The sequence below is a fragment of the Oceanobacillus sp. MO10714A genome (assembly GCF_037072045.1).
Lineage (GTDB): Bacteria > Bacillota > Bacilli > Bacillales > Amphibacillaceae > Oceanobacillus > Oceanobacillus indicireducens.
Genome location: NZ_JAXHDC010000040.1, coordinates 1 through 23,827 on the forward strand (window position 1 = coordinate 1; position 23,827 = coordinate 23,827).

19 protein-coding genes and 1 pseudogene are annotated in these 23,827 nt (G+C 39.7%); 18 read left to right on the top strand and 2 right to left on the bottom strand.

Annotated elements, in window-relative coordinates:
• The first annotated feature begins 256 nt into the window (after nucleotides 1-256).
• From SPD53_RS15545 to rlmD, 14 genes are all read left to right on the top strand, one after another.
• Nucleotides 257-1,306 carry a DUF3048 domain-containing protein gene (locus SPD53_RS15545; protein ID WP_188859036.1) on the top strand — a complete coding sequence of 350 codons (1,050 nt, stop codon included), beginning with the start codon at nucleotides 257-259 and terminating at the stop codon, nucleotides 1,304-1,306.
• Between the two features lie 46 nt (nucleotides 1,307-1,352).
• Entirely contained in the window at nucleotides 1,353-1,655 is a 303-nt protein-coding gene (locus tag SPD53_RS15550; RefSeq protein WP_188859038.1) for a YerC/YecD family TrpR-related protein, read from the top strand.
• Nucleotides 1,656-1,797: 142 nt separating this feature from the next.
• On the top strand, nucleotides 1,798-2,499 hold the full coding sequence (locus tag SPD53_RS15555; protein ID WP_373290852.1) for a heptaprenylglyceryl phosphate synthase: 702 nt from the start codon (nucleotides 1,798-1,800) through the stop codon (nucleotides 2,497-2,499).
• Nucleotides 2,500-2,513: 14 nt separating this feature from the next.
• Nucleotides 2,514-4,727, top strand: a complete 2,214-nt coding sequence (pcrA, locus tag SPD53_RS15560; protein ID WP_336253107.1) for a DNA helicase PcrA — start codon at nucleotides 2,514-2,516, stop codon at nucleotides 4,725-4,727.
• Nucleotides 4,728-4,741: 14 nt separating this feature from the next.
• Nucleotides 4,742-6,745: an NAD-dependent DNA ligase LigA gene (ligA, locus tag SPD53_RS15565; RefSeq protein WP_156856867.1), complete on the top strand. Its 2,004-nt coding sequence runs from the start codon at nucleotides 4,742-4,744 to the stop codon at nucleotides 6,743-6,745.
• A 17-nt stretch (nucleotides 6,746-6,762) separates the two neighbouring features.
• Nucleotides 6,763-7,893 (top strand): CamS family sex pheromone protein, encoded by a 1,131-nt coding sequence (locus tag SPD53_RS15570; protein ID WP_156856866.1) that lies wholly within the window; start codon nucleotides 6,763-6,765, stop codon nucleotides 7,891-7,893.
• 169 nt (nucleotides 7,894-8,062) lie between these two features.
• Nucleotides 8,063-9,610 (top strand): L-glutamate gamma-semialdehyde dehydrogenase, encoded by a 1,548-nt coding sequence (gene pruA, locus SPD53_RS15575; protein WP_188859046.1) that lies wholly within the window; start codon nucleotides 8,063-8,065, stop codon nucleotides 9,608-9,610.
• Between the two features lie 210 nt (nucleotides 9,611-9,820).
• On the top strand, nucleotides 9,821-11,089 hold the full coding sequence (locus SPD53_RS15580; RefSeq protein WP_336253108.1) for a helix-turn-helix domain-containing protein: 1,269 nt from the start codon (nucleotides 9,821-9,823) through the stop codon (nucleotides 11,087-11,089).
• A gap of 15 nt (nucleotides 11,090-11,104) precedes the next feature.
• Complete coding sequence (locus SPD53_RS15585; protein WP_156856863.1) at nucleotides 11,105-11,242, top strand: hypothetical protein; 138 nt, start codon at nucleotides 11,105-11,107, stop codon at nucleotides 11,240-11,242.
• A gap of 220 nt (nucleotides 11,243-11,462) precedes the next feature.
• Entirely contained in the window at nucleotides 11,463-11,762 is a 300-nt protein-coding gene (gatC, locus tag SPD53_RS15590) for an Asp-tRNA(Asn)/Glu-tRNA(Gln) amidotransferase subunit GatC (protein WP_156856862.1), read from the top strand.
• A gap of 274 nt (nucleotides 11,763-12,036) precedes the next feature.
• Nucleotides 12,037-13,503: an Asp-tRNA(Asn)/Glu-tRNA(Gln) amidotransferase subunit GatA gene (gene gatA, locus SPD53_RS15595; RefSeq protein ID WP_336253109.1), complete on the top strand. Its 1,467-nt coding sequence runs from the start codon at nucleotides 12,037-12,039 to the stop codon at nucleotides 13,501-13,503.
• Nucleotides 13,500-14,930: an Asp-tRNA(Asn)/Glu-tRNA(Gln) amidotransferase subunit GatB gene (gene gatB / locus SPD53_RS15600; protein ID WP_336253110.1), complete on the top strand. Its 1,431-nt coding sequence runs from the start codon at nucleotides 13,500-13,502 to the stop codon at nucleotides 14,928-14,930. The genes gatA and gatB overlap by 4 nt, the downstream gene beginning before the upstream one ends.
• A gap of 708 nt (nucleotides 14,931-15,638) precedes the next feature.
• Nucleotides 15,639-16,562 carry a diacylglycerol kinase gene (locus SPD53_RS15605; RefSeq protein WP_156856859.1) on the top strand — a complete coding sequence of 308 codons (924 nt, stop codon included), beginning with the start codon at nucleotides 15,639-15,641 and terminating at the stop codon, nucleotides 16,560-16,562.
• A 1-nt stretch (nucleotide 16,563) separates the two neighbouring features.
• On the top strand, nucleotides 16,564-17,943 hold the full coding sequence (gene rlmD / locus SPD53_RS15610; RefSeq protein ID WP_336253111.1) for a 23S rRNA (uracil(1939)-C(5))-methyltransferase RlmD: 1,380 nt from the start codon (nucleotides 16,564-16,566) through the stop codon (nucleotides 17,941-17,943).
• A gap of 1,184 nt (nucleotides 17,944-19,127) precedes the next feature.
• On the opposite strand, the gene SPD53_RS15615 is transcribed toward rlmD, so the two are convergent.
• Nucleotides 19,128-19,721 (bottom strand): TetR/AcrR family transcriptional regulator, encoded by a 594-nt coding sequence (locus SPD53_RS15615; protein WP_336253112.1) that lies wholly within the window; start codon nucleotides 19,719-19,721, stop codon nucleotides 19,128-19,130.
• 99 nt (nucleotides 19,722-19,820) lie between these two features.
• On the opposite strand from SPD53_RS15615, the gene SPD53_RS15620 reads away from it, so the two are divergent.
• The 4 genes and pseudogenes from SPD53_RS15620 to SPD53_RS15635 form a co-directional block, all read left to right on the top strand.
• A complete protein-coding gene (locus tag SPD53_RS15620) occupies nucleotides 19,821-20,534 on the top strand; it encodes a GAP family protein (RefSeq protein WP_188384421.1) in 714 nt (237 codons plus the stop codon).
• Between the two features lie 24 nt (nucleotides 20,535-20,558).
• On the top strand, nucleotides 20,559-20,768 hold the full coding sequence (locus SPD53_RS15625) for a hypothetical protein (protein ID WP_188384420.1): 210 nt from the start codon (nucleotides 20,559-20,561) through the stop codon (nucleotides 20,766-20,768).
• A 79-nt stretch (nucleotides 20,769-20,847) separates the two neighbouring features.
• The gene (locus tag SPD53_RS15630) at nucleotides 20,848-21,591 is read left to right on the top strand and encodes a hypothetical protein (RefSeq protein ID WP_077318129.1); all 744 of its coding nucleotides are present in this window, start codon (nucleotides 20,848-20,850) and stop codon (nucleotides 21,589-21,591) included.
• 640 nt (nucleotides 21,592-22,231) lie between these two features.
• Nucleotides 22,232-22,968 (top strand): annotated as a pseudogene (locus SPD53_RS15635) (ATP-binding cassette domain-containing protein); the annotation flags it as partial.
• Nucleotides 22,969-23,089: 121 nt separating this feature from the next.
• Here the strand turns inward: SPD53_RS15635 and SPD53_RS15640 are convergent.
• Nucleotides 23,090-23,677: a TetR/AcrR family transcriptional regulator gene (locus SPD53_RS15640; protein WP_102415779.1), complete on the bottom strand. Its 588-nt coding sequence runs from the start codon at nucleotides 23,675-23,677 to the stop codon at nucleotides 23,090-23,092.
• Between the last annotated feature and the right edge of the window lie 150 nt (nucleotides 23,678-23,827).

Consider the following 23,827-nt stretch of genomic DNA (forward strand, 5'->3'; position numbering starts at 1 on the left):
TAAGCATATTATATCAATATCGCCCACGATAAACAATCGTAGGACAGAGGGTCAGGCAACTGCGCCAGTTGGTGAGCGGGACATTGGCTCTGACCCCCTGTCCCAGTTTTTTGTGAAAACACGTTAAGCTTTACAGTGTTAAAGTGATAAAGTATGATAGAGATAAATGATTACAAGAAGAGGTGGCGGGCAGATTCTGTAACGCGTATAATAAGGGTGAATTTACCAAAATACGCGAATAGAAAGTTGTGGGACGATGAGAAAATTAATACTTATTACTGTAATCATTGGAGCTCTATTAGTCGCCTGCTCAAAAGATGATGGAAGTGCTTCGAAACAAGAGGAGAAGGGGACAGGCAGAGGTGAAAAGGACGGCATCGAGCAAGCGGAAGGTGAGAATCAATATCCTCTAACCGGGCTTTATGCAGATGAACCAGTCGATAACCGCATCATTGGTGTGATGGTGAACAACCATAGACAAGCTCGGCCGCAATCGGGACTAGCTGAGGCGGATATTGTATTTGAGATTTTAGCAGAAGCAAAAATTACAAGATTGCTTGCGCTCTTCCAAAGTGAAATCCCGGAAACAATCGGGCCAGTACGCAGTGCCCGGGAATATTATTTTGACTTGGCAAACCGCTACGGAGCTCTTTACGTATATCACGGAGCGGCAGATTTTATTGATCAAATGATTATCGATCAAGAAATCCAATTCTTAAATGGTTCGACTTATGATAATGATGGTCAGTTATTTACACGGGATAGTTCCCGAGAAGCGCCTCATAACTCTTACTTACTAACCGATGCCATCAACGAGACGGCTGAAGGTAAGGGCTATGAAATGACAGCTGAATATGAGCCATTACCATTTTTAAATGAAGAAGAAACTGCGGCAATTGAAGGGGAAACAGCCGAACGGGTAGAAATAGTTTATAGTGAAAATCCCCTGGAAACCGTGCAATATGTTTTTGATGAAAGCAAGGGAACATATAAAAGGTATAGTAATGAGGAGGAAACGGTGGACTTGAATACAGGAGCATCTGTAGAAGTCGCCAATGTGTTCATTATTGAAACGTTTCATGAAGTGATTGATGATGCTGGCAGACGGAATATTGATTTTGACTCTGGAGGAAATGCCTATCTCATTCAGAATGGTAAAGTTCAAGAAGTAGAGTGGCAGAATGATAATGGTAGACTTGTTCCAATGAAGGACGGGCAGCCGGTTGGCTTTGTTCCGGGTAAGACATGGATTAATGTCGTACCGAATGATCCGGGTATGGAGCAGTCCGTAACGATATCCAATTAATATGATTGGAGCAAGTTTACCCTAAAGTGAATCAGGAGGGTTTTCATTGCAAATTGATAAATTAAGAGGAGAACAATTGGATCTATTATTTGATGCCATTTTATCATTAAAGGATCGTGAAGAATGCTATCAATTCTTTGATGATTTAGCCACAATGTCGGAAGTTCAATCTTTCGCTCAACGATTGCAAGTGGCAAAAATGCTTTTGGAAGGTTCCACATACAGTTCGATTGAAACCGACACTAACGCATCGACTGCAACCATATCAAGGGTGCGCCGCTGTATAAACTTTGGCAGTGATGGCTATAAACTAGTCGTCGATCGCCTCAGAGAACAAGAAAGCCAATAACAAAGACAGCAGGGGAGTAGCATCTTCTGCTGTTTTTTACCTCTATCAATATTCCTTTTAAATTCCACAATAAAATCCTAATTTCCCAGCGTGTTTTTTGTTATAATAAATCAATGGAAGAACATAATGGAGGATGGAGCGGTTGACGAATCAATCTAATGTGTTAAACGAGTGGAAACATATCTTTAAATTAGACCCCGCGAAGGAAATATCTGATGAAGATTTAGACGCAGTTTGTGAGTCGGGAACAGATGCCATTATTATTGGCGGAACCGATAATATTACGCTGGACGGGGTGCTTGATTTACTGCATCGAATAAGAAGAAACCATCAGATTCCTTGTATTCTTGAGGTTTCAGAGGAGGAAGCACTTACTCCCGGATTTGATTATTATTTCATTCCGATGGTCCTGAACTCCAAGGAGAAGAAATATATGATGGACGTGCAGCACCAAGCGATAAAGGAATATAGTGATCTGATGGAATTCAGTGAAATATTCTTTGAAGGTTACTGTATTTTAAACGAAGAGGCCAAAGCATTTACATACACGAATTGTTTTATGCCTGATGCAGCAGACGTGCAAGCATATGCCTATATGGCGGAACATGTATTCCATCTCCCGATATTTTATGTCGAATATAGCGGGAAATACGGTGATCCGGAGCTTGTTGAAACGGTAAGTGGTATACTGGATGATACGCAGCTCTTTTACGGCGGAGGAATTGAAACGAAAGAGCAAGCAGTAGAGATGAAACAATATGCAGATGTCGTCATTGTCGGCAACAGCATTTATACGAATATAGAAGAAGCATTACAGACTGTGGAAGCAGTGAAGAATGAATAAGGCGGTGGTAAAAAATGAGCCGAACAACGAATGAGTTATTAGCTGGACTTAATAAGGAACAACAGGAAGCGGTGAAGCATACAGAGGGTCCCTTGCTTATCATGGCTGGAGCGGGCAGTGGAAAGACGAGGGTGCTGACACACCGTATTGCTTATCTATTAGAAGAAAAAGGAGTCGCACCGAGAAATATTTTAGCGATTACCTTTACAAATAAAGCAGCACGGGAAATGCGTGAACGTGTCATGCGTCTCGTCGGACCAGAGGCAGAGTATATGTGGGTATCGACTTTTCACTCGATGTGTGTGCGGATTTTGAGAAGAGATATCGACCGGATTGGCTACAATCGGAATTTCACAATTTTAGATAGTGCAGATCAGCTCTCGGTTGTGAAACAAGTTTTAAAAAATATTGATCTTGACCCCAAGCAATATGATCCGCGGGCAATGCTTGGCCAAATCAGTTCGGCGAAAAACGAACTGATAACAGATAAAGAATTTGAAGAGAAGGCTGGGAACTTTTTTGAACGACAGGTAGCGAGAGTTTATTCCGGCTATCAGACCATGCTTCGGAAAAACCAGTCACTTGATTTCGATGATTTAATTATGCAGACGATTATTCTGTTCAAACGGGTGCCGGAAGTACTCGAATATTATCAGCGCAGATTTCAATATATTCATGTCGATGAGTATCAGGATACGAACCATGCGCAATATTTCCTTGTGAAGCAACTTGCGAACCGTTTCAAGAATCTCTGTGTCGTCGGAGATTCGGACCAATCCATCTATCGTTGGCGTGGTGCGGATATCGGGAATATCTTAACCTTTGAAGAAGACTATCCGAGTGCACGAACCATTCTTCTTGAGCAGAATTACCGTTCAACAAAACTGATTCTGCAAGCTGCCAACCATGTGATTGAGAATAACGCTGGAAGAAAACCGAAAAATCTCTGGACGGAAAATGATGATGGCAGTAAGATCACGTATTACGAAGGAACAACGGAACAAGATGAAGCCCTATTTATAGCCGACGAAATTCGTAAATTGATAAAAGATGGTTATCAGCCAGATGATATAGCTATCCTCTACCGGACGAACGCTCAATCGCGGGCAGTAGAGGATACACTTATGAAATCGAACATACCCTACCAAATGGTCGGTGGAACAAGGTTCTATGATCGGAAAGAAATTAAAGATATGCTTGCATACTTGCGCTTAATCACGAATCCGGATGACGATATTAGCTTTGAGCGGATTGTAAATGAACCGAAGCGTGGAATCGGTGCAACGACTGTGGAAAGACTAAGAACTTATACAGCGGAGCATGATATTTCCTTTTATGAAGCGGTAAAAGAAGTGGATTTCACAGGCGTATCAAAACGGGCTGCGAGTTCACTAGCGGAGTTCGGCGAGTTGATCCAAAGCTTGGCACAGCAGCAGGAATTCCTTACCGCAACTGATATGGTCGAGCAAGTGCTCGAACGAACGGGATATGAAGAAATGTTGAAAAGGGAACAAACCCTTGAATCCCAGAGCCGCCTAGAGAACTTAGAGGAATTCAAAACGGTAACGAAGGAATTTGAAAAGAGTGCTGAAGAAGATAAATCCCTTGTCGCCTTTCTAACGGATCTCGCATTAATTGCTGATATCGACAAGATAGATGAAGAAGAGACGGAGCGGAAAATAACGTTGATGACGCTCCATGCAGCGAAAGGACTGGAGTTTCCTGTTGTATTTTTAATTGGAATGGAAGAGAATGTATTCCCGCACAGTCGATCCATGTTTGATGAAGACGAGATGGAAGAAGAACGTAGGCTTGCTTATGTCGGGATCACCCGTGCGGAAAAAATACTTTATTTAACGAGTGCCAAGATGCGTACGTTATATGGTCGTACGAATATGAACCCGATCAGCCGCTTCATCCAAGAAATTCCGGAAGATTTACTGGAAGGAATGGAACAAGCGAAACAAAGCATGTTCGGAAGTTCCTTTGCAAGCCGAACGGAAGAGGCATTCACTCCGAAACGAAAAGCGCGGCGAACAGTCCAAGCTTCCACCGCTGCCGATGAGGAGTGGAAAGCAGGCGATAAGGCGAATCATAAGAAGTGGGGAACAGGCACGATTGTCCGTGTCCAGGGCGAAGGAGATAAGATGGAACTTGATATTGCCTTCCCGGCGCCAACAGGAGTTAAACGCCTGCTCGCCCAATTTGCTCCGATAACGAAAGAATAGAGGTGCTTTCTCTAGTGGATAAACAACTAGCTAAAGAAAAAATTGATGCATTAAAGGAAGTGCTTAATCAATACGGTTATGAATACTACGTGCTCGACAAGCCAACGGTACCGGATGCAGAGTACGATGCAAAATTAAGAGAACTGGAAGAACTGGAAGAGAAATTTCCGGAATTCATCACACCAGACTCGCCTACACAGCGGATCGGCGGTGCACCGATTGAAGGCTTTGAGAAAGTACGCCATCAAGTACCGATGCTTAGTCTGTCCAATGCTTTCAATGAAGAGGAGCTTCGGGATTTTGCGAGACGGGTCACGAATGCACTTGGGGAAAATTTCTCCTATATTTGCGAACTGAAAATTGACGGACTCGCCGTTTCCTTGACATACGAGGACGGCAAATTTGTCCGAGGTGCGACACGAGGCGACGGAATGGTGGGAGAGGACATTACCGTGAATCTGCGTACGGTAAGAAGTATCCCGCTCACGATTAAAGATAAGGAAACCCTTGAAGTACGCGGCGAAGTGTTCATGCCGAAAGCTTCATTTGAAAGCTTGAATAAAATAAGGGAAGAGAAGGATCAGGAGCTATTTGCGAACCCGCGTAATGCTGCCGCAGGTTCCTTACGCCAATTGGATCCGAAAGTCGCTGCAAGCAGGAACTTGGATGTCTTTCTGTATGCTGTCGGTGTCTGGGAAGGTAATACACTCCCTACCCACAGTGCCAGATTGGAACGTTTGCAAGAACTCGGCTTCAAAACAAATCCGGAATGGAAGAAATACGATACTATTGAAGAAGTAATAGAATTTGTCAATTACTGGACGGAGAAACGCCAAGATTTACCATATGAGATCGATGGGATCGTCATAAAAATTGATGATTTGAATCAACAAGAGGAGCTCGGGGTTACAGCAAAGAGCCCGAGATGGTCGATTGCCTATAAATTCCCGGCAGAAGAAGTGGTGACGAAACTGCTCGATATCGAGTTGAGTGTGGGACGTACCGGTGTTGTTACTCCGACAGGTATTTTAGAGCCGGTTCGAATTGCCGGTTCGACAGTGGGACGCGCATCCTTGCATAATGAAGACCTTATCCGCGAACAGGATATCCGGATTGGGGATACAGTCGTTGTTAAAAAAGCAGGGGACATCATTCCGAAAGTTGTCCGTGCAGTGAAAGAACAACGGACTGGTGAGGAAGCTGAATTTGCAATGCCATCCCATTGTCCAGCATGTAATACAGAACTTGTCCGTTTGGAAGAAGAGGTGGCGCTCCGTTGTATTAATCCAAACTGTCCGGCGCAACTGATCGAAGGGATGATCCATTTCGTCTCGCGGAATGCGATGAATATCGACGGACTTGGGGAAAAGCTTGTCATGCAGTTATTTAATGAAGGATTAGTTCATACGATACCAGATCTCTATCGTCTAGAGCGGGAGAAACTGTTGGAACTTGAACGGATGGGAGAGAAATCGGTATCCAATCTTCTGAACGCAATCGAAGCTTCAAAAGGCAATTCGTTGGAGAAATTAGTATTTGGGCTTGGCATCCGATTTATCGGGGAGAAAGCAGCCCAGATTCTTTCCCAGGAATTTGAAACGATGGAACGTCTGCAGCGAGCAACGTACGATGAATTTGTTGCTATTGATGAAATCGGGGAAAAGATGGCAGATTCCTTGGAACAGTATTTCTCCGAGGATAAAGTGAATGCAATGCTCCAAGAACTAAAAGATCTTGGGGTGAACATGGAGTACACGGGACCGAAAAAAGCAACCGGTGCTGAGGATAGTCCATTTATGGATATTACGGTCGTCCTTACTGGCAAATTAGAAAAGTTAAGCAGAAATGAAGCGAAAGCAAAAATCGAAGCCCTCGGCGGAAAAGTAACCGGCAGTGTAAGCAAGAAGACGGGACTTGTCGTTGCCGGGGAAGCAGCAGGGTCGAAATATGATCGAGCTAGAGAGCTTGGTATTACAATTTGGAACGAAGAACAGCTGTTGGAAGCGTTAGATGGTTAGGCAAGGAGTGAAGAAAAATGAAAAAGCTGACGGTTCTATTATTATGTGCCCTCCTTGTGCTTACAAGCTGTGCACCATCATTGGATAGTGATGATGAGGTCTTACAGAATGAGGAAGATACGGAGGTTGAAACGTCCATCGTTCCAAGCAGTCGCTTGGGGGAAAAGGCATATCGCATGATCCTTCCATACCGGACGAGTGAAGCGCGTGGTATAATCGGCAATCAAGTGGCAAACCGCGTTGATATTGATGAGATGGAAGAAGGGTTGAGACGTCACTCCGTCGATTACTTTGACCCAGAGGATTATTATTTTCAGGAAGGACGCTACTTGGATGAGGAGACAGTTATTAATTGGATAGATGAACTTAACCCGGAGCGACCGGATGATTTACAGGATTGGGATAAGGAAGCGAATGAAAACAATCCACGTATCTTCTCGCATATTTTAGAGCAAAACTATTTGTTGCAACAGGAGAATGATGAGGAGAATGCCGTACAAGTTGCAGGAATTTCAATCGGTATCGCTCTGAAGTCGGTCTATCGTTACCAATTGGAACAAGGTGGAGATTATTTCTACTATGATATATCAATGAACGAGATGCTTGCAAAGGGCTATGAAGTTGCAGAAAGTGTTGTGGAGCGTCTGCGGGAATCAGAAGACGTTCCCGATGTACCAATTTTAATCGCGCTCTACCGGGAGGAGGCGCAGAACTCGCCTGTACCGGGAAACTATGTCACGAAAACTCTTGTTCCAAGTGGAGAGAAGAAAATTGGTAATTGGGAAGATATTGATGAAGAATATGTTCTATTCCCATCCAATGAAGCGCGTGATAAATATTTAACAGACTATGAGAATTTTAATAACTTCGGAAATAAAATTGCCGACTTCTTTCCAAACTATGTCGGGGCGATCGGCAGCGGCTTCTATGTCGATGGCGAACTGCAACAACTAACGATTGAAGTCCCAATCGAGTTTTACGGGAAAGCGGAAGTAATTGGTTTTACCCAATACGCCTATGACCAAGTGCAAAAAATTTTCCCGAATTATTATGATTTAGAGGTTAATGTTACCTCGAGCAACAATGTGGAAAGTCTTATTTACCGGAACGCTAAGGAAGAACAACCGACCATTCATATCTATCATTAATAGAACTAGACTCGGAGGATAATCAGAAACTGCTATCCTTCGAGTCTATTTTATTTTTCGTGTAAGCGTTTTTATTGAACGGTTACACTACTTTCGTTACAATAATAGATGGGAATAAAGTAGAATTGCAATCTAGTATTGCAACAAAATCACGGAGGAGGTTTTTTACATGGTAGTTCCATACACACACGAACCCTTCACAGATTTTACTGTAGAGGAAAACCGTAGGAAGATGGAAGATGCTCTAAAGAAGATTGAAGCGGAATTTGGTAAAGAATACCCGCTCATTATTGGTGGCGAACGCATTACAACTGAAGATAAAATTAAAGTCGTAAACCCTGCAAATAAAGAAGAGGTACTGGGGTTTGTTTCGAAATCAAATAAAGAACTCGCGGATAAAGCGATGGAAGTCGCCGATGAAACGTTTAAAACATGGAGGAAATCAGATCCGAATTTCCGCGCAGACATTTTATTCCGTGCAGCAGCCATTGTACGTCGTCGCAAGTTCGAATTCAGTGCCCATCTTGTAAAAGAGGGTGGCAAGCCTTGGAAAGAAGCAGATGCAGATACAGCTGAAGCAATTGATTTCCTTGAATACTATGGCCGTCAGATGCTTAAAATAAAAGACGGGGTGGAGGTAAATAGCCGTCCGATTGAACATAACCAGTTTCATTATATTCCATTAGGAGTAGGGCTTGTCATTTCTCCTTGGAACTTCTTGTTCGCAATTATGGCTGGAACGACAACCGCTGCAATGGTAACAGGTAATACTGTTTTATTAAAACCTGCCAGTGCAACACCAATCATCGCTTATAAACTGATGGAAGTTCTGGAAGAAGCCGGAATGCCTAAAGGTGTCGTCAACTATATTCCAGGACCAGGAAGCGAAGTGGGGGATTACCTTGTAGAACATCCACGCACACGCTTTGTCAGCTTTACAGGTTCCCGTGAAGTTGGTACACGTATCTTTGAACGTGCAGCAGTTGTCCAAGAAGGACAAATCTGGCTAAAACGTACAATCATTGAAATGGGTGGAAAAGATACGATAGTGGTAGATAATGAAGCAGATTTAGAGCTTGCTGCAGAATCTATCGTTCAATCTGCCTTTGGATTCTCTGGACAGAAATGTTCTGCTTGCTCACGCGCAGTCATTCATGAAGATGTATATGATCAAGTAAAGAATCGCGTGATTGAGCTAACGAATGAATTGACTCATGGAGACCCAACAGACAATCATAATTTCATGGGACCGGTTATCGACCAAGCAGCCTATGATAAGATTATGGGCTATATTGAAATTGGGAAAGAGGAAGGAAAACTTGTTGCTGGTGGTGAAGGGGACGACAGTAAAGGCTGGTTCATTAAACCGACTGTATTTGCTGATGTCGATCCGAAAGCCCGCATTATGCAGGAAGAAATATTCGGTCCTGTTGTTGCATTAACGAAAGCTAAAGACTTTGACGAGGCAATTGAGATTGCAAACAACACTGAATATGGTCTAACAGGGGCCGTTATCACGAATAACCGCGAGCATCTGGAACAAGCACGAGTTGACTTTCATGTTGGAAACCTTTACTTTAACCGCGGCTGTACCGCAGCAATCGTAGGTTACCAACCATTCGGTGGTTTCAACATGTCCGGAACCGACTCAAAAGCAGGCGGTCCAGACTACCTTATTCAGCATATGCAAGGTAAGACAACGTCAGAAATGCTGTAATTTAATAGATATAAAGAAATGCCATGTTAATTGCTCTTTTGGACAATTAACATGGCATTTTTTCTTTTTTGAGGAAAATAGGAAAATTTTAACCTAGATAATCGCTACTTATAGTCAATAATTTTCCCAATATGAATTTTTAGAAATTATGCTATAATATAAATATAGCGAGTAGATATAGTATTTTAGTAGAGGTGGCAGGGGGAACATATGATAGAAATTGGCTCATTCATCAAAATGCAACGTACAAAACAAAAAATGACCTTGGGTGAGCTTGCAGAAGGAATCGTTTCCGTATCATACCTGTCAAAGATTGAGAACTTGAAGACAGAAGCAAGTACACATATAATCCAGCTGCTATGTAACCGACTTGGCATTGAACTAGGCCAAACAATGGATGATGTGATTGAAGAAAAATGTGAAGAATGGTTCAGCATGCTATTCTACAACCGACAACAGGATGAAATTACGGAAGCTTACAAAGAGCTGCAAGAACTGATGGATACGAATTTGTCTGGCAGCATGCTTTTATTCGAAATTCATAAGATTCGCTATTACCTTCTCTTGGATAAAAACAATAAGGCTCTTGACCAGATTAACAAATTAAATAAGATGTCCACTTCATTTGAAACAAGGGAGCTTTACTTCTGGTTTAAATACAGAGGGAATTATTATTCGCAGACAGGTGAAACAGCGATTGCCCTTGATAAATACCTAAAAGCGGAAGAATTAACACGTAAGCTCGAAGTGACAGAAGATGAAGTTGCTGATCTGCATTATACGATTTCCATTACATTCAGCAAGTTAAGACACACGTTAGAAGCGATTGAATATGCGAACAAGGCATTAGATACCTTTATGAAAAAGTATCATTTCATGCGTTGCGCGCAAAGTCATATCGTTTTAGGAATATCTTATCGCCGCATCAAAATGTATGATAAAGCGATTGAAAATTACAACTTGGCTAAACATCTTGCCGGCCTAAACAGTAATCGGGAGCTCATCCAACTCACTAATCAGAATCTTGGTTACTTGTACGCAACCAAAGGTGAAAATAAGGAAGCAATTAAATATTATCTGGAAATAGTAGATGATAAGGAAATCATTGTTCAAGATAAAGTACCAGCTCTGACAGAACTGATTAAAGTTTATTACGACATGGAAGAGTTTGATAAAGCGAATGAAATGATTGGGGATGCACTGGAATTATTGAAAAAGCATCCTAAAAATAGAGTCTATGAATTTTACCATTATGTGATATGGACGTATCATCACTCGATTAATGGTGAAGCGAAGAAATTTGTGAATCTAGTTAAGGATAAGTTCATTCCATTCCTGAAAAAACGGAAGGATCATGCAAATACACTTATTTTTGCGACGATGCTTGCTAAGCATTACGAAAGCATCCATAAGTATAAGGATGCGACGAAATATTACAAACTCGCTAATGATTCATATAAAGAGTTATCTAACATTTAAAGGAGGGATGTACAAATGAAGAAGCTATTATCTGGTTTTGCACTCGCAGCAATCTTAGTTTCAGGAGTCTTCTTTGCGGTAAACACAGATGCAGACGATTTGACTTGGGGAGAGCGACACCCGCCTATCTTCAATAATGTAGGAGAGTATTAAAAAAATCAGTAGATTCATTCGTTTTTATTATCCCCAATAATGAAAACAGCTTACCTGAAATGGAAATAATCATTTCAGGAATTTTTTTGTTTAAAATGGATAAACGATCGCTGTTTGTGGTTAGCTTGCTAATGTCCAGACTTCTCTGCTATCATCATTAGTGATATAATATTAAAATGTAATAAATGAGTTTATTTGATAAAGCTAGGAGGTTCGAGCGATGGCAGATGATATTTCAAAAGAACGAGTAATGCATGTTGCTGATTTGGCGAGACTTCATATTACAGATGAGGAAGCAGAAAAGCTTGCAGAAGAATTACGGTCGATCATTAAACATGCAGAACAGCTCAAGGAACTAGATACGACAAATGTTGAGCCAACAACCCATGTAATTCAGTTAGAAAACGTTATGAGGAAAGATGAACCAAGAACGGATTGGATTACCCAAGAGGAAGCGCTGAAGAATGCTCCTGATCATAAAGACGGTCAATTCCGCGTACCATCTATTCTTTCTGAGTAATTGAAAGTTCATATAAGAGAATGTTCAAAAGAGGATGAAAAGGACCGAGGTCGGCTAAGTACACAACGTCCTGTGCGTCGAAGTTCGGAGCGGCAAGAGCTCCCAGTACCAGAATTGTACTGGGAGACGGGAAAACAAGCTAACGAGCTTCTTGCGTGTAGGATGACGTTTCTACATTGTCCACAGGACGTGGAGGGTTTAGAAGAATCACTTCTTTTAAGGAGTGTCCTTTTCACCAGACTTTTTGAACCACCTTTATAAAGGAGGAAATCCCATGTCATTATTTGACCACTCGATTAAGGAGCTTGAAGAGAAGCTACATAATAAAGAGATTTCGGTCCAAGATTTAGTGAAAGCTTCCCTTGATCGGATCAAGGAAGTTGATGATGAAATCCAGGCCTTTATTACGCTGGATGAAGAGAATGCCATGAAACAGGCAAAAGAGTTGGATGAGAGTTCGGAAGAGAAGAGCCTCTTCGGTCTTCCAATCGGACTTAAAGATAATATTGTTACGAAAGACTTACGTACAACGAGCGGAAGCAAGATATTAGAAAACTTTAATGATCCGCTCTATGACGCAGAAGTAGTTGAGAAATTAAAAGAACAAAAAACAGTTACAATCGGTAAATTAAACATGGATGAGTTCGCAATGGGATCTGGTACAGAGTACTCAGCATACAAAAAGACGAAAAATCCATGGGATACAGACCGTGTGCCAGGAGGATCCAGTGGTGGCTCAGCAGCTGCAGTAGCGGCAGGTGAACTTAAGTTTGCTTTAGGATCTGACACGGGTGGATCAATTCGCCAACCTGCAGCATTTTGCGGTGTTGTTGGAATGAAACCGACGTATGGTCGTGTTTCCCGTTTTGGTTTAGTTGCTTTTGCATCTTCCTTGGATCAAATTGGTCCGATTACTCGTATGGTTGAGGACAATGCCAGGGTTCTAGAAGTGATTGCCGGACATGATGAGAAAGACTCAACAAGTGCAAATCTCGAGGTACCCGTCTTTACCGATGCTTTAACAAAAGATGTTGCAGGTCTTAAAATCGCTGTACCAAAAGAATACTTTGGTGAAGGTGTTGCACAGGAAGTTAAAGATGCTGTTAGAGCAGCTATTGAAAAGTACGAATCCCTCGGGGCAACTTGTGAAGAGGTGTCCTTACCACATTCGAAGTACGCGTTATCCACATACTATATACTTGCATCAGCAGAAGCGTCAGCAAGTCTTGCGCGCTTTGACGGTGTTCGTTACGGAGTGCGCGCAGAAAATGTAGAAGACATGATTGATATGTACAAGCGTTCCAGAAGTGAAAACTTCGGTGAAGAAGTAAAGCGCCGGATTATGCTCGGTACGTTTGCACTTAGCTCGGGATATTATGATGCTTACTATAAGAAAGCGCAAAAGGTTCGCACGCTAATCAAAAATGATTTCGAGCAAATTTTTGAAGAATATGATATTATCCTTGGGCCGACTGCGCCAACAACTGCGTTTAAATTAGGCGAAGAAATGGATGACCCGGTGATAGCTTATGCAAATGATGTTTTAACAATCCCTGTAAACCTTGCAGGTGTCCCGGCAATTTCGATTCCGTGTGGATTCTCAAGTGAAGGATTGCCGATCGGACTGCAAATCATCGGTAAACATTTTGATGAAGCAATGGTTTATCGTGCTGCCCATGCATTCGAACAAGCGACAGACTTTCATAAACAACGCCCCGATATTGGAGGTGCGGCTAAATGAATTTTGAAACGATTATTGGTTTAGAAGTACACGTTGAATTAAAAACAAAATCTAAAATCTTCAGTCCTAGTGTCAATGCTTTCGGCGACCATCCAAACGCGAACGTGAACCCGATTGACTTGGCCTACCCAGGAACACTTCCTGTACTAAATGAAGAAGCGGTGAATTTTGCAATGAAGGCGGCAATGGCATTGAATTGTGAAATTACAACAAATATGACATTCGACCGCAAGAACTACTTTTATCCCGATAACCCGAAAGCTTATCAGATCACCCAGGATGAAAATCCAATTGGTCGAAATGGCTGGATTGAAATCGAAGTAGCCGGGAAAAAGAAACGAATTGGAATTACCCGTATCCATATGGAAGAAGATGCTGGTAAATTAACCCACGGAGATGACGGCTATTCTTATGTCGACTTCAACCGTGCAGGTACTCCGTTAATTGAAATTGTCTCCGAGCCTGATATGCGTACGCCGGAAGAAGCATATGCTTATCTAGAGAAATTAAAGAATATTATCCAGTACACAGGTGTTTCGGATGTAAAGATGGAGGAAGGTTCCTTACGTTGTGATGCGAACATTTCCTTACGTCCAATTGGCCAAGAAGAATTCGGAACAAAGGCTGAACTGAAAAACTTGAACTCCTTCTCTTTTGTTCAAAAAGGACTTGAATTTGAAGAGAAACGCCAAGAGAAGGTATTGCTTTCCGGCGGTGTGATTGAACAAGAAACCCGCCGCTATGACGAAAAGACAAAAGAAACGATTCTTATGCGGGTGAAAGAAGCTGCAGACGATTATCGTTACTTTCCAGAGCCGGACCTCGTAAGTTTATATGTCGATGACGCATGGAAAGAACGAATCAAGAGTGAAATCCCCGAGCTTCCAGATGCACGAAGAGAACGTTATGTAAAAGAACTTGAACTCTCAGCGTATGATGCTGGAGTACTTACAAGCTCAAAGGAAATGGCTGATTTCTTCGAAGCAGCAATTGCGGAAGGCGCAGACATCAAACAAGCGTCAAACTGGCTCATGGGTGAAGTCTCTGCTTATATGAACAAGCATTTGAAGGAGCTCTATGATCTTGCCATCACACCGAAATCTCTTGCAACATTAATCAAACTAATTGAAGATGGAACGATTTCCTCTAAAATCGCGAAGAAAGTATTTGCAGAGATTGTGGAAAAAGGCGGCGATCCGGAGAAGATCGTTCATGAAAAAGGGCTCGTCCAGCTCTCTGACCCTGTGAAACTGCAAGAAATCATCAACAGGGTTCTTGATGAGAACGAACAGTCCATTATCGACTTCAAGAACGGGAAAGACCGCGCACTCGGCTTCCTCGTCGGTCAGACGATGAAAGCAACAAAAGGTCAAGCGAACCCGTCGATGGTGAATAAGATATTGAAAGAAGAATTAGAGAAACGTTAAGTTCAAAGAAAAGCGGGAATGCTGTCAAATGATAGGGTTCCCGCTTTTCTTTCACTGTATAAAATAAAATGAACCAATAACTTTATCAGATGTTGCCTAGCTATTATAATTTAAGTGGGTGTGTTGTTTTATATATAAGATGGACTAAAGTCGTCAAATTGTCTAATAGATGCATTCTACCGGCCAAAAAGTGAACGTGCGTCCTCTATATCCCTCGAAGGATTAATCTTTATGCTTGTTCGTATAAATAAAGGCACTCTAATGCCTTGAAGATTTGATCCTTTCGCTCCTTCGTATGGATAGAGGCGCTCTAATGCCTTGAAGATTTGATCCTTTCGCTCCTTCGTATGGATAGAGGCGCTCTAATGCCTTGAAGATTTGATCCTTCCGTTCCTTCGTATGGATAGAGGTGCTCTAATTCCTTGAAGGATTGATCCCTTATGTCATTCGTATGGATAGAGGTACTCTTATGTTCTGAAGGAGTAATCTTTCCGATCGTTTGTATGATAAGCGCAGCAAACCTTGTCAAATAGCAGCATCCAATAAGGTGAAAAAGGAATAACCGAGCTAGTACTCGATTTTTATGAAAGGCAAGGCTTAAATTTAACGGATATAAGCTCCTGCTTTTAAATTTTAGTAAAAAGGCTTATGATGGAGAATAGAGTTTACATTGACAGTTGCCCTTATGAAAATCAGGGAGGAATACGAATGAAAAGAGCGCGTGTGATATATAATCCAACTTCAGGGAAGGAGGCAGTTAAAAAAGAATTGCCACTTATCCTTGAGACATTGGAAATTGCGGGTTATGAAACATCTGCCCATGCGACGACAGGCGAGAACGATGCGATGGAAGAAGCGAGACGTGCAGTTGAGCGGCAATATGATCTCCTTATTGCAGCAGGAGGTGACGGCACGATTAATGAAGTCATCAATGGGATTGCAGAACAATTTTACCGTCCGAAGCTGGGCATCATTCCAGCAGGTACAACAAACGATTTTGCAAGAGCGTTGAATATCCCGCGGGATATTAAGAAAGCACTTGAAATTATTGTTGCCAACGAGACAATGGATCTTGATATCGGTAAAGTGAACGACCAATACTTCATTAATATCGCAGGTGGTGGCCGGTTAACCGAGCTTACCTATGACGTACCAATCAAGTTGAAAACCGTCCTCGGCCAGCTTGCCTATTATATTAAAGGAATTGAAATGCTCCCATCCTTAAAACCGGCAAGAGCAAGAATCGAGTATGACGGCAATGTCCTCGATGAAGATATTATGTTATTTCTAATATCCAACTCAAATTCGGTCGGAGGTTTTGAAAAGCTTGCACCTGACGCCAAGCTTGATGATGGTTATTTCGATATGCTTATTTTAAAGAAAGTGAATTTAGCAGAATTCATTCATATCGCAAGCCTTGCACTCCGAGGCGCGCATTTGAATAATGATAATATCATTTATACGAAATCAAAACGGATCAAAGTCACCCCGACGGAGAAAATGCAGTTAAATGTAGACGGAGAATATGGCGGACTGCTGCCTGGTGAATTTGTCAACTTGAACAAGCATATTGAAATGATCGTCCCGGAAATATTTATCCATCAACAAATTGAAGGTTTAAAGGAAGATTAACATGGCAAAATCAATTGCTCCTGTAAAGAAAAATGAATACGTAACATTGACTTTTGAAGACCTGACACATGAAGGAAATGGTGTCGGGAAAGTAGGGGGCTATCCATTATTTGTCCCGAATGGTCTACCGGGGGAAGAAGCGGTTGTTAAAGTAATCAAAGTGAATAAAAATTTCGGGTTCGGTAAATTGATTGAGCTGAAGAGTACAAGTGAAGAAAGGGTTGATCCTACTTGTCATGTGCATTGTGGTGGTTGCCAGTTGCAACATATGAGCTATAACCTCCAACTGCAAATGAAGCAGAATCAAGTACAGAATGTCATGAAGAAGATTGGACATCTGGAACATGTGCTGGTTCATCCAATCATCGGGATGGACAACCCATTTCATTACCGAAACAAAGTGCAAATTCCGGTTGGAGAAAAAGACGGAAAACTTATTACCGGTTATTATCAAAAGCGAAGTCATCGGATCGTTGAAGATTTAGATACGTGCAGCAGCCAGGCCGAGGAAATTAATGAGATTCTTCCGGAAGTGAAAAATATCGCAAACCGGATTGGGATCGAAGCATATGACGAGGAAAACCACCGCGGAGTCTTGCGCCATATCATGCTCAGGACCGGTTATGCAACAAAAGAAATAATGCTTGTTTTAGTCACCAAATCAAATAAACTTCCGGGTAAAGAAATGTTGATTCAGGAACTGACGGAGAAATTTCCCAATATCAAATCCATCGTGCAAAATATTAACGAGCAACGCACGAACCTTATTCTTGGTAAGAAAACGAAAGTGTTATGGGGAGAAGAATATATCCATGATAAAATTGGCGACCTGACGTTTGCCATTTCAGCAAAATCATTTTATCAAGTGAATCCTGTACAAACTAAAGTACTTTATGATAAAGCTTTGGAATATGCCAAGATCGATGAGAATGATGTCGTGATTGATGCATATTGTGGTATCGGTACGATTTCATTATTTTTAGCGCAAAAAGCAAAGAAAGTTTACGGAGTGGAAGTTGTTCCGGAAGCTATTCATGATGCAAAGGCAAATGCAAAACTAAACGGAATGAACAACGTGGAATTTGTTGTTGGGCAAGCCGAGAAAATCATGCCGGAATGGAAACGCGAAGGATTAGATCCAGATGTGATTGTTGTGGATCCACCAAGAAAAGGCTGTGCGCCAGAATTCCTTGAAGCAATGATCGAAATGGAACCGAAACGGATTGTATACGTGTCATGCAATCCATTAACGTTAGCACGGGATCTTCGAATATTAGAAGATGGCGGGTATCGTACAAATGAAGTGCAGCCTGTGGATATGTTTCCGAATACGACACATGTGGAGGCTATAGCGTTGATACAACGGAAAATGTCTAATTAAAAAATACTCTTGACAACCATAATAAACTTTTGCTAATCGCACCACCCATTCTGTAATAATAAACATTTGCTTTTTCAATATAAAACTCAATAATTACTCGGGTTTTCCTCAATAGGATCCCGAGTTTTTTTTCATGTCTTTTTCAATATCCTTTCAATACAGTTATGTTCCTAAACCATTGACCTTGCAGGGTTTATTCAATATCCCACTCAATATAATTTCAATAACAATTCAATACCCATCCACTATTTTTATCTTTTTTCATCATCTCTTTTTTTCAATATTTATCTCCACTACTTTTCGAAAAAATTTATTCCATTACTGAAAAAAACCATGAAAAAACGGCCGAAAAAGGCTCGAAAAACGATCATTTCTGAACCGAAAATCCTTCAAAATGGGGGTTCTTTAGCAAAACTATATTCTGACACCGACGGTGGAATGCGGGTTGGAGGGGGGGTTTTAGCAAATGTTTAATATTATGGTACAGAAAGTGTAGATAAATATTAAACACCTGACTGTCATAATAAACTTTTAATTAATTTCACCACCAATTCTGTGAGAATAAACATTTGCTTTTTCAATATAAAACTCAACAATTACTCGGGTTTTCCTCATCAGGAGCCCGAGTTTTTTCATGTCTTTTCCAATATCTTTTCAATGCAGTTATGTTCCTAAATCCTTGTCATTACTGGGTTTATCCAATATCCAATTCAATAATAAATCAATACTCATTCAATATTTTCTCTTTATTTTATCCCTCTTTTCTCCACTATCTTTTCTAGAATTTTTCCTTATTCCATTCCCAAAACTTTATTCCAACTTCGAAAAAACCATAAAAAAACAGCCGAAAAAGGCCGGAAAAACGGTCATTTTTGATTCGAAAAACGTCCGAAAAGGGGGTTCCGTCGCAAAACTTTATTATAACTCAAACGGTGGAATGCGGGTTGGAGGGGCGGGAAAAAGCAGGGGTTTATTATGGTTGTACAGAAAGTGTAGATCAATATTAAACAATTTCTTGTGATAATAAACTCTTGCTAACTTCACCACCCATTCTGTAATAATAAACATTTGCTTTTTCAATACCAGACTCAAAAATTACTCGGGTTTTCCAACATAGGATCCCGAGTTTTTTCATGTCTATTTCAATAATTTTTCAATAGAAATTATCTACTTCTAAGTATTGTTTATCTATTACAGATTGTTTTCAAATGATAACTGATTACTTCCTTCACCTTTTCTGGAGTATACACATCTGGTCTTAACAAAGCATGGAATGACAGCCCTTCAATCAATGCAGATAACCGGTTGCCTTCTAAATCTGCATTAACTGAATCTGATAAAATTCCTTTTAGAGTTAATATCTTGATCATTGAATTTGCTAAATCATATGTACCAGCAGTCATTTCGTCTTTCTTTTCTTTTAATGCATCACTCGTTAGCGAACGGAGTGCAAAAATCCACCAAACGCTCGTTTCAATTTTCTTTTCTTCGTCGATTGGTACAAGCTCCAGTAACACTTCCTCAACTGCCTGTATTGGATTTTTTGACCATTCTTTATATTCAGAACGCTTATTTCCTTCTTCTATGAAGTATTCTATAATAAACAGCAGCATTTCATCTTTAGTTGAAAAATAATGTCTTAACGCACCAGGAGACATTTCTGCTTCGTCGGCGACTCTTCGTATTGATGCTTTCTCAATACCTTCATTCTCAATAATCCTCCATGCAGCTTCAGCAATTAACTTTCGTTTCTTGTCATGATTAACAAATTTTGGCATGAAAAATATCACTTCCTTTTTTGATACAGTGTGTTATTATCTTTTTAGCACAGTGTGTTATTATGATAATATCACACTATATAAAGGGGGACTAATTATTTGATTGAATTAATTGAAACAATGATGCCTTCCTCATCAATAGATATATCCTTAGCCCTACTAATTATTTCCATATGTGCCTTAGTTGATATATTAAGTCCTGGTGTGCTAGCTATTACGGGCTATTTATTACTTACACAACCTAATCAGCTATCTTCTCGTCTATTTGTATTTTTACTTGTTATTCAGTTAGGTTATTTCATGATTGGTTTATTACTGTACTTTGGTGGAGATACACTATTGGAGTTGATTGGAAAATTATCTGAATTTGATTTTATAAATTGGTTCTATACTATTACGGGAACACTTCTTGTTTTAATTAGCTTCATAAAACCAAAAGACAGCACAATAGAACGTCTTACGTCATGGATTCCAAGACAGACAACAATTAAGGGAATAATTATTTTGGGTATTATTGTGTTTCTTATTGAATTTGTAACGGCATTGCCTTATTTCTATTCGGTTTTTTTATTAAATCATCTGTCGATTAATTCTTTCTCTTCTATATTTGTAATAATTGGGTACAATCTTGTAATGGTGTTACCTTCCTTATTATTGTTAGGAATTAGTATTGTGTTTAACGATAAACTGCAGCACTTTCTGAAAAATATAAGAACAAAATTAAATGAAGTACCGATTACTTCACTATTAGTAGCAATAGGTGTAATAGGTGCAGTTTTTTTCAATATTGGTATTCGTGGGATTTTAAGTTAAAAATATTAAACGAGGTGTATAAACATGAAAGAGATTATTAGTGGAATTAGTTTACTACTCCTAATTCAAGGAGTGGGAGGTTTAATCAATCATTTAACCAATGGTGGGAAAAGTTGGTTTTTAGTGAATTACATTGAGGCGTTTCAAGGTTGGGAAATTGTTATAGACATTTTGTTGATTGTTATTGGTGGGATTATTGGTTTATTTTCCATAAAAAAATCTAGTTTATCTTAGCGTTATTAGCGTAAGACTAAAAATGTAATAGTGATGATGATGGTTACGAAAATGTATGTACCAGGCAAGAGGTGAAAAAATGAATCAACAGAAAAAAGCATTACATGAGGGTTTAGCAAATTTTCCAGGAAGATGGCTTGGGGGAATTTCTTTAATCGTAGCTCCCATCCTATTAGTTATTTCTGCTTTGCTGAGAATAAGATTTAATTTCTTTTTCCCAGATCAGCTAGCTGCTTATAATACACATCCGACCTTAATGCTTATATCCTATAGTCTTTTTTTGATTGGAACAATTCTACTATTTCCAGCTGTTTTAATACTTGTACAATTAATTAGTAATAAAAAACCACGTTTAGGTTTTTGGGGTGGCTTATTAGTCATTGTTGGTCTATTTGCAAGAGCGTTCCACTCGGGAGTAGATCATTTCGCTTTTCAAATTGTAAGAAGTACAGACGTTGACGTTGCTACAAACCTTGTAGGAGATTTTTATGGCATGTTCCATGTTGTTAATATATTAAATTTCTCTATCTTTTTTGGATGGATTGTATTAGCTATAGGAGCATATGCGTCTAAAGTTTTTGGATGGTTTCGTTCGCTTGCTCTAGGAGTGATGTTTACCTTAGCGTTAGGGGTGCTAAAAGGAACAAATATGACAACGATTATTTCATTAACTGGGCTCTGCATCGCACTTCTTCCATTGGGCGTTGAAGTTTTAATAAATGGTAGTAGGCCTAAATTGAAAACGGTTCTGTTTTACGTAGTTATTATTGTTTTGGTACTCGGTTCGTGGTTATTCATGAGTGAGATGGAAAGACCAAATTAACTAAAACTCTATATAGAAATCAGAGATTGGTTTGGATGTATAAACATATCTATTTCACAAATCAGAGACATACCAGACGGAATACGTGTTTCTCTTTTATCATTGAAATCATTATTTCTATTATGTAGATCTCGAATAAACTCTTGGCAACCATAATAAACTCTTGCTAACTTTACCACCAATTCTGTAAGAATAAACATTTGCTTTTTTAATATAAACCTCAACAATATCTCGGGTTTTCCTCATCAGGAGCCCGAGTTTTTTCATGTCTTTTTCAATATCTTTTCAATACTGTTATGTTCCTAACCCATTGATATTACTGGGTTTGTCCAATATCTCACTCAATACCAATTCAATAAAAAATCAATAATCATCCAATACTTTTATCTTATTTCTTTATCTCTTTTCTCTCTTATTTACTTCCCTCTGTTCTAGCAGAACTTTATCCCAACTGCGAAAAAACCATGAAAAAACAGCCGAAAAAGGCCCGGAAAACGACCGATTTTAATCCAAAATTGGATAAAAATAAGGGTTCCGAAGCAAAACTTTATTATGACTGAAACGGTGGAATGCGGGTTGGAGGGGTGGGGTTTTCCCAAATGAATATTCTTATGGTACAGGAAAGTTGTCTAACTAAACGTTTGAAACGAAGTCAAAAGGAACAAGTCAAAAATCGATGCAACGTGCAGCAAAAGCGATCGAGCAGAGAGTGGAGCAACTGGAAGCGGTAGAAGCTCCTCAAGAGGATCAAACCATTCATTTTCATCAATCAAAAGCTCTAGAGTTACACAATTAGTTCCCGATCATGGGAGAAAGCATCACGCTAAAAGCAGGGGATAAAACACTTCTCCGAGATGCGAAATTTCAATTTCCTTTAGGAAAGACGATAGCTATAACAGGAAAAAATGGCTCGGGTAAGACAACGTTGCTTCATCATATTTTAAAACATGGGGAAGGGATAACGATCTCGCCAAAAGCTGTCATAGGAAGGTATCAACAAATGGACTATAGATTTTCAAAAGAAGAAACGGTATTGAATTTTATTAAAAATCGAAGTGATTACAATGAAAGCAAAATTCGAGCTGTACTTCACGCCATGAATTTTACTGGTAATGATATAAAAAAGAATGTCCTGAATTTAAGTGGTGGAGAGGCAACACGTTTAGTATTGTGTCAGCTATTTCTAGGAAGATATAATGTATTGCTTTTAGATGAACCGACAAACTTCTTGGGTTTTTTTGTATCGAGGCATTGGAACGATTTTTGAATGGATATGAAGGGACAGTTCTTCTCGTATCACATGATCGGACTTTCGTTGAGTCAGTGGCTGATTCTGTTTATGTTATCGAAGACCAAAAATTAATGTTGAAAAACTAAAATGAAGGGTTGAATCTAAAATAAGATTCAACCCCCTTTTCACTATTATATTTCTTAAAGAGATTGCTTGGATTATCGTTTTACAATTTCTTCATTATGCCTCTTCATGTTGAAATGGTTTTTATACTTCTTTCTTACCTGCTATGCCATAAAAGAATAGCTTGGTAAGATCCTCTGCTATTGGAAGTGTCATAGTGGCAACATCTTCCCGTTGCAAATATTCTTGAAACATCTTTAAATAGAATAAAATTGCTTCATTAGATATCTCAGAGTCAATATATCCTTGTTCTCTACCTTCATTAAAAAGTTTAATGAAGAGTGGAAGGGCTTCCTTTTGATATATTTCTTCAACATAACTCTGCCCACTAGCATAATCTTTCATAAAGTCTTGAAAAAATCGTTCACTTATTTGATTAGCGGCAATACCTTTTTCAAATATAATCTTTTTAATCTTCTCATTAAATGGGAGGTCATTAACTAATAAATGTTTTTGTTCATCCCATATCTGATCAACATAAAACTTAAAAACTAAACGAACAAGATTATCTTTGCTTTCAAAGTAATTATATATGGTGACTTGCGATACATTGGCCTTTTTAGCTATTTCTGTAATAGATACCTTTTGTAATCCATACTTCATGAATAGGGCTAATGCGGCATTTAATATGTCTCTTTTCTTTTGTTCCCTACGTTTTTCAAACCCATCCATATTCTTCACCTCATAGTTAGTTTAATAAAAATTATGTAATAAAACAATAAAAATAGTTCATAAGTTGTTGCAGAAACAACAAATTTTGTATATTATGAAATAAAAGAGTTAAATTAATTCATAATTATAAGGGGAATGAGGATTAATATT

Coding starts and splice junctions, on each gene's coding strand:
- SPD53_RS15545 (WP_188859036.1), top strand. CDS start 257: ATGAGAAAATTAATACTTATTACTGTAATCATTGGAGCTCTATTAGTC.
- pcrA (WP_336253107.1), top strand. CDS start 2,514: ATGAGCCGAACAACGAATGAGTTATTAGCTGGACTTAATAAGGAACAA.
- SPD53_RS15570 (WP_156856866.1), top strand. CDS start 6,763: ATGAAAAAGCTGACGGTTCTATTATTATGTGCCCTCCTTGTGCTTACA.
- pruA (WP_188859046.1), top strand. CDS start 8,063: ATGGTAGTTCCATACACACACGAACCCTTCACAGATTTTACTGTAGAG.
- SPD53_RS15580 (WP_336253108.1), top strand. CDS start 9,821: ATGATAGAAATTGGCTCATTCATCAAAATGCAACGTACAAAACAAAAA.
- SPD53_RS15585 (WP_156856863.1), top strand. CDS start 11,105: ATGAAGAAGCTATTATCTGGTTTTGCACTCGCAGCAATCTTAGTTTCA.
- gatC (WP_156856862.1), top strand. CDS start 11,463: ATGGCAGATGATATTTCAAAAGAACGAGTAATGCATGTTGCTGATTTG.
- gatA (WP_336253109.1), top strand. CDS start 12,037: ATGTCATTATTTGACCACTCGATTAAGGAGCTTGAAGAGAAGCTACAT.
- gatB (WP_336253110.1), top strand. CDS start 13,500: ATGAATTTTGAAACGATTATTGGTTTAGAAGTACACGTTGAATTAAAA.
- SPD53_RS15605 (WP_156856859.1), top strand. CDS start 15,639: ATGAAAAGAGCGCGTGTGATATATAATCCAACTTCAGGGAAGGAGGCA.
- rlmD (WP_336253111.1), top strand. CDS start 16,564: ATGGCAAAATCAATTGCTCCTGTAAAGAAAAATGAATACGTAACATTG.
- SPD53_RS15615 (WP_336253112.1), bottom strand. CDS start 19,721: ATGCCAAAATTTGTTAATCATGACAAGAAACGAAAGTTAATTGCTGAA.
- SPD53_RS15625 (WP_188384420.1), top strand. CDS start 20,559: ATGAAAGAGATTATTAGTGGAATTAGTTTACTACTCCTAATTCAAGGA.
- SPD53_RS15630 (WP_077318129.1), top strand. CDS start 20,848: ATGAATCAACAGAAAAAAGCATTACATGAGGGTTTAGCAAATTTTCCA.
- SPD53_RS15640 (WP_102415779.1), bottom strand. CDS start 23,677: ATGGATGGGTTTGAAAAACGTAGGGAACAAAAGAAAAGAGACATATTA.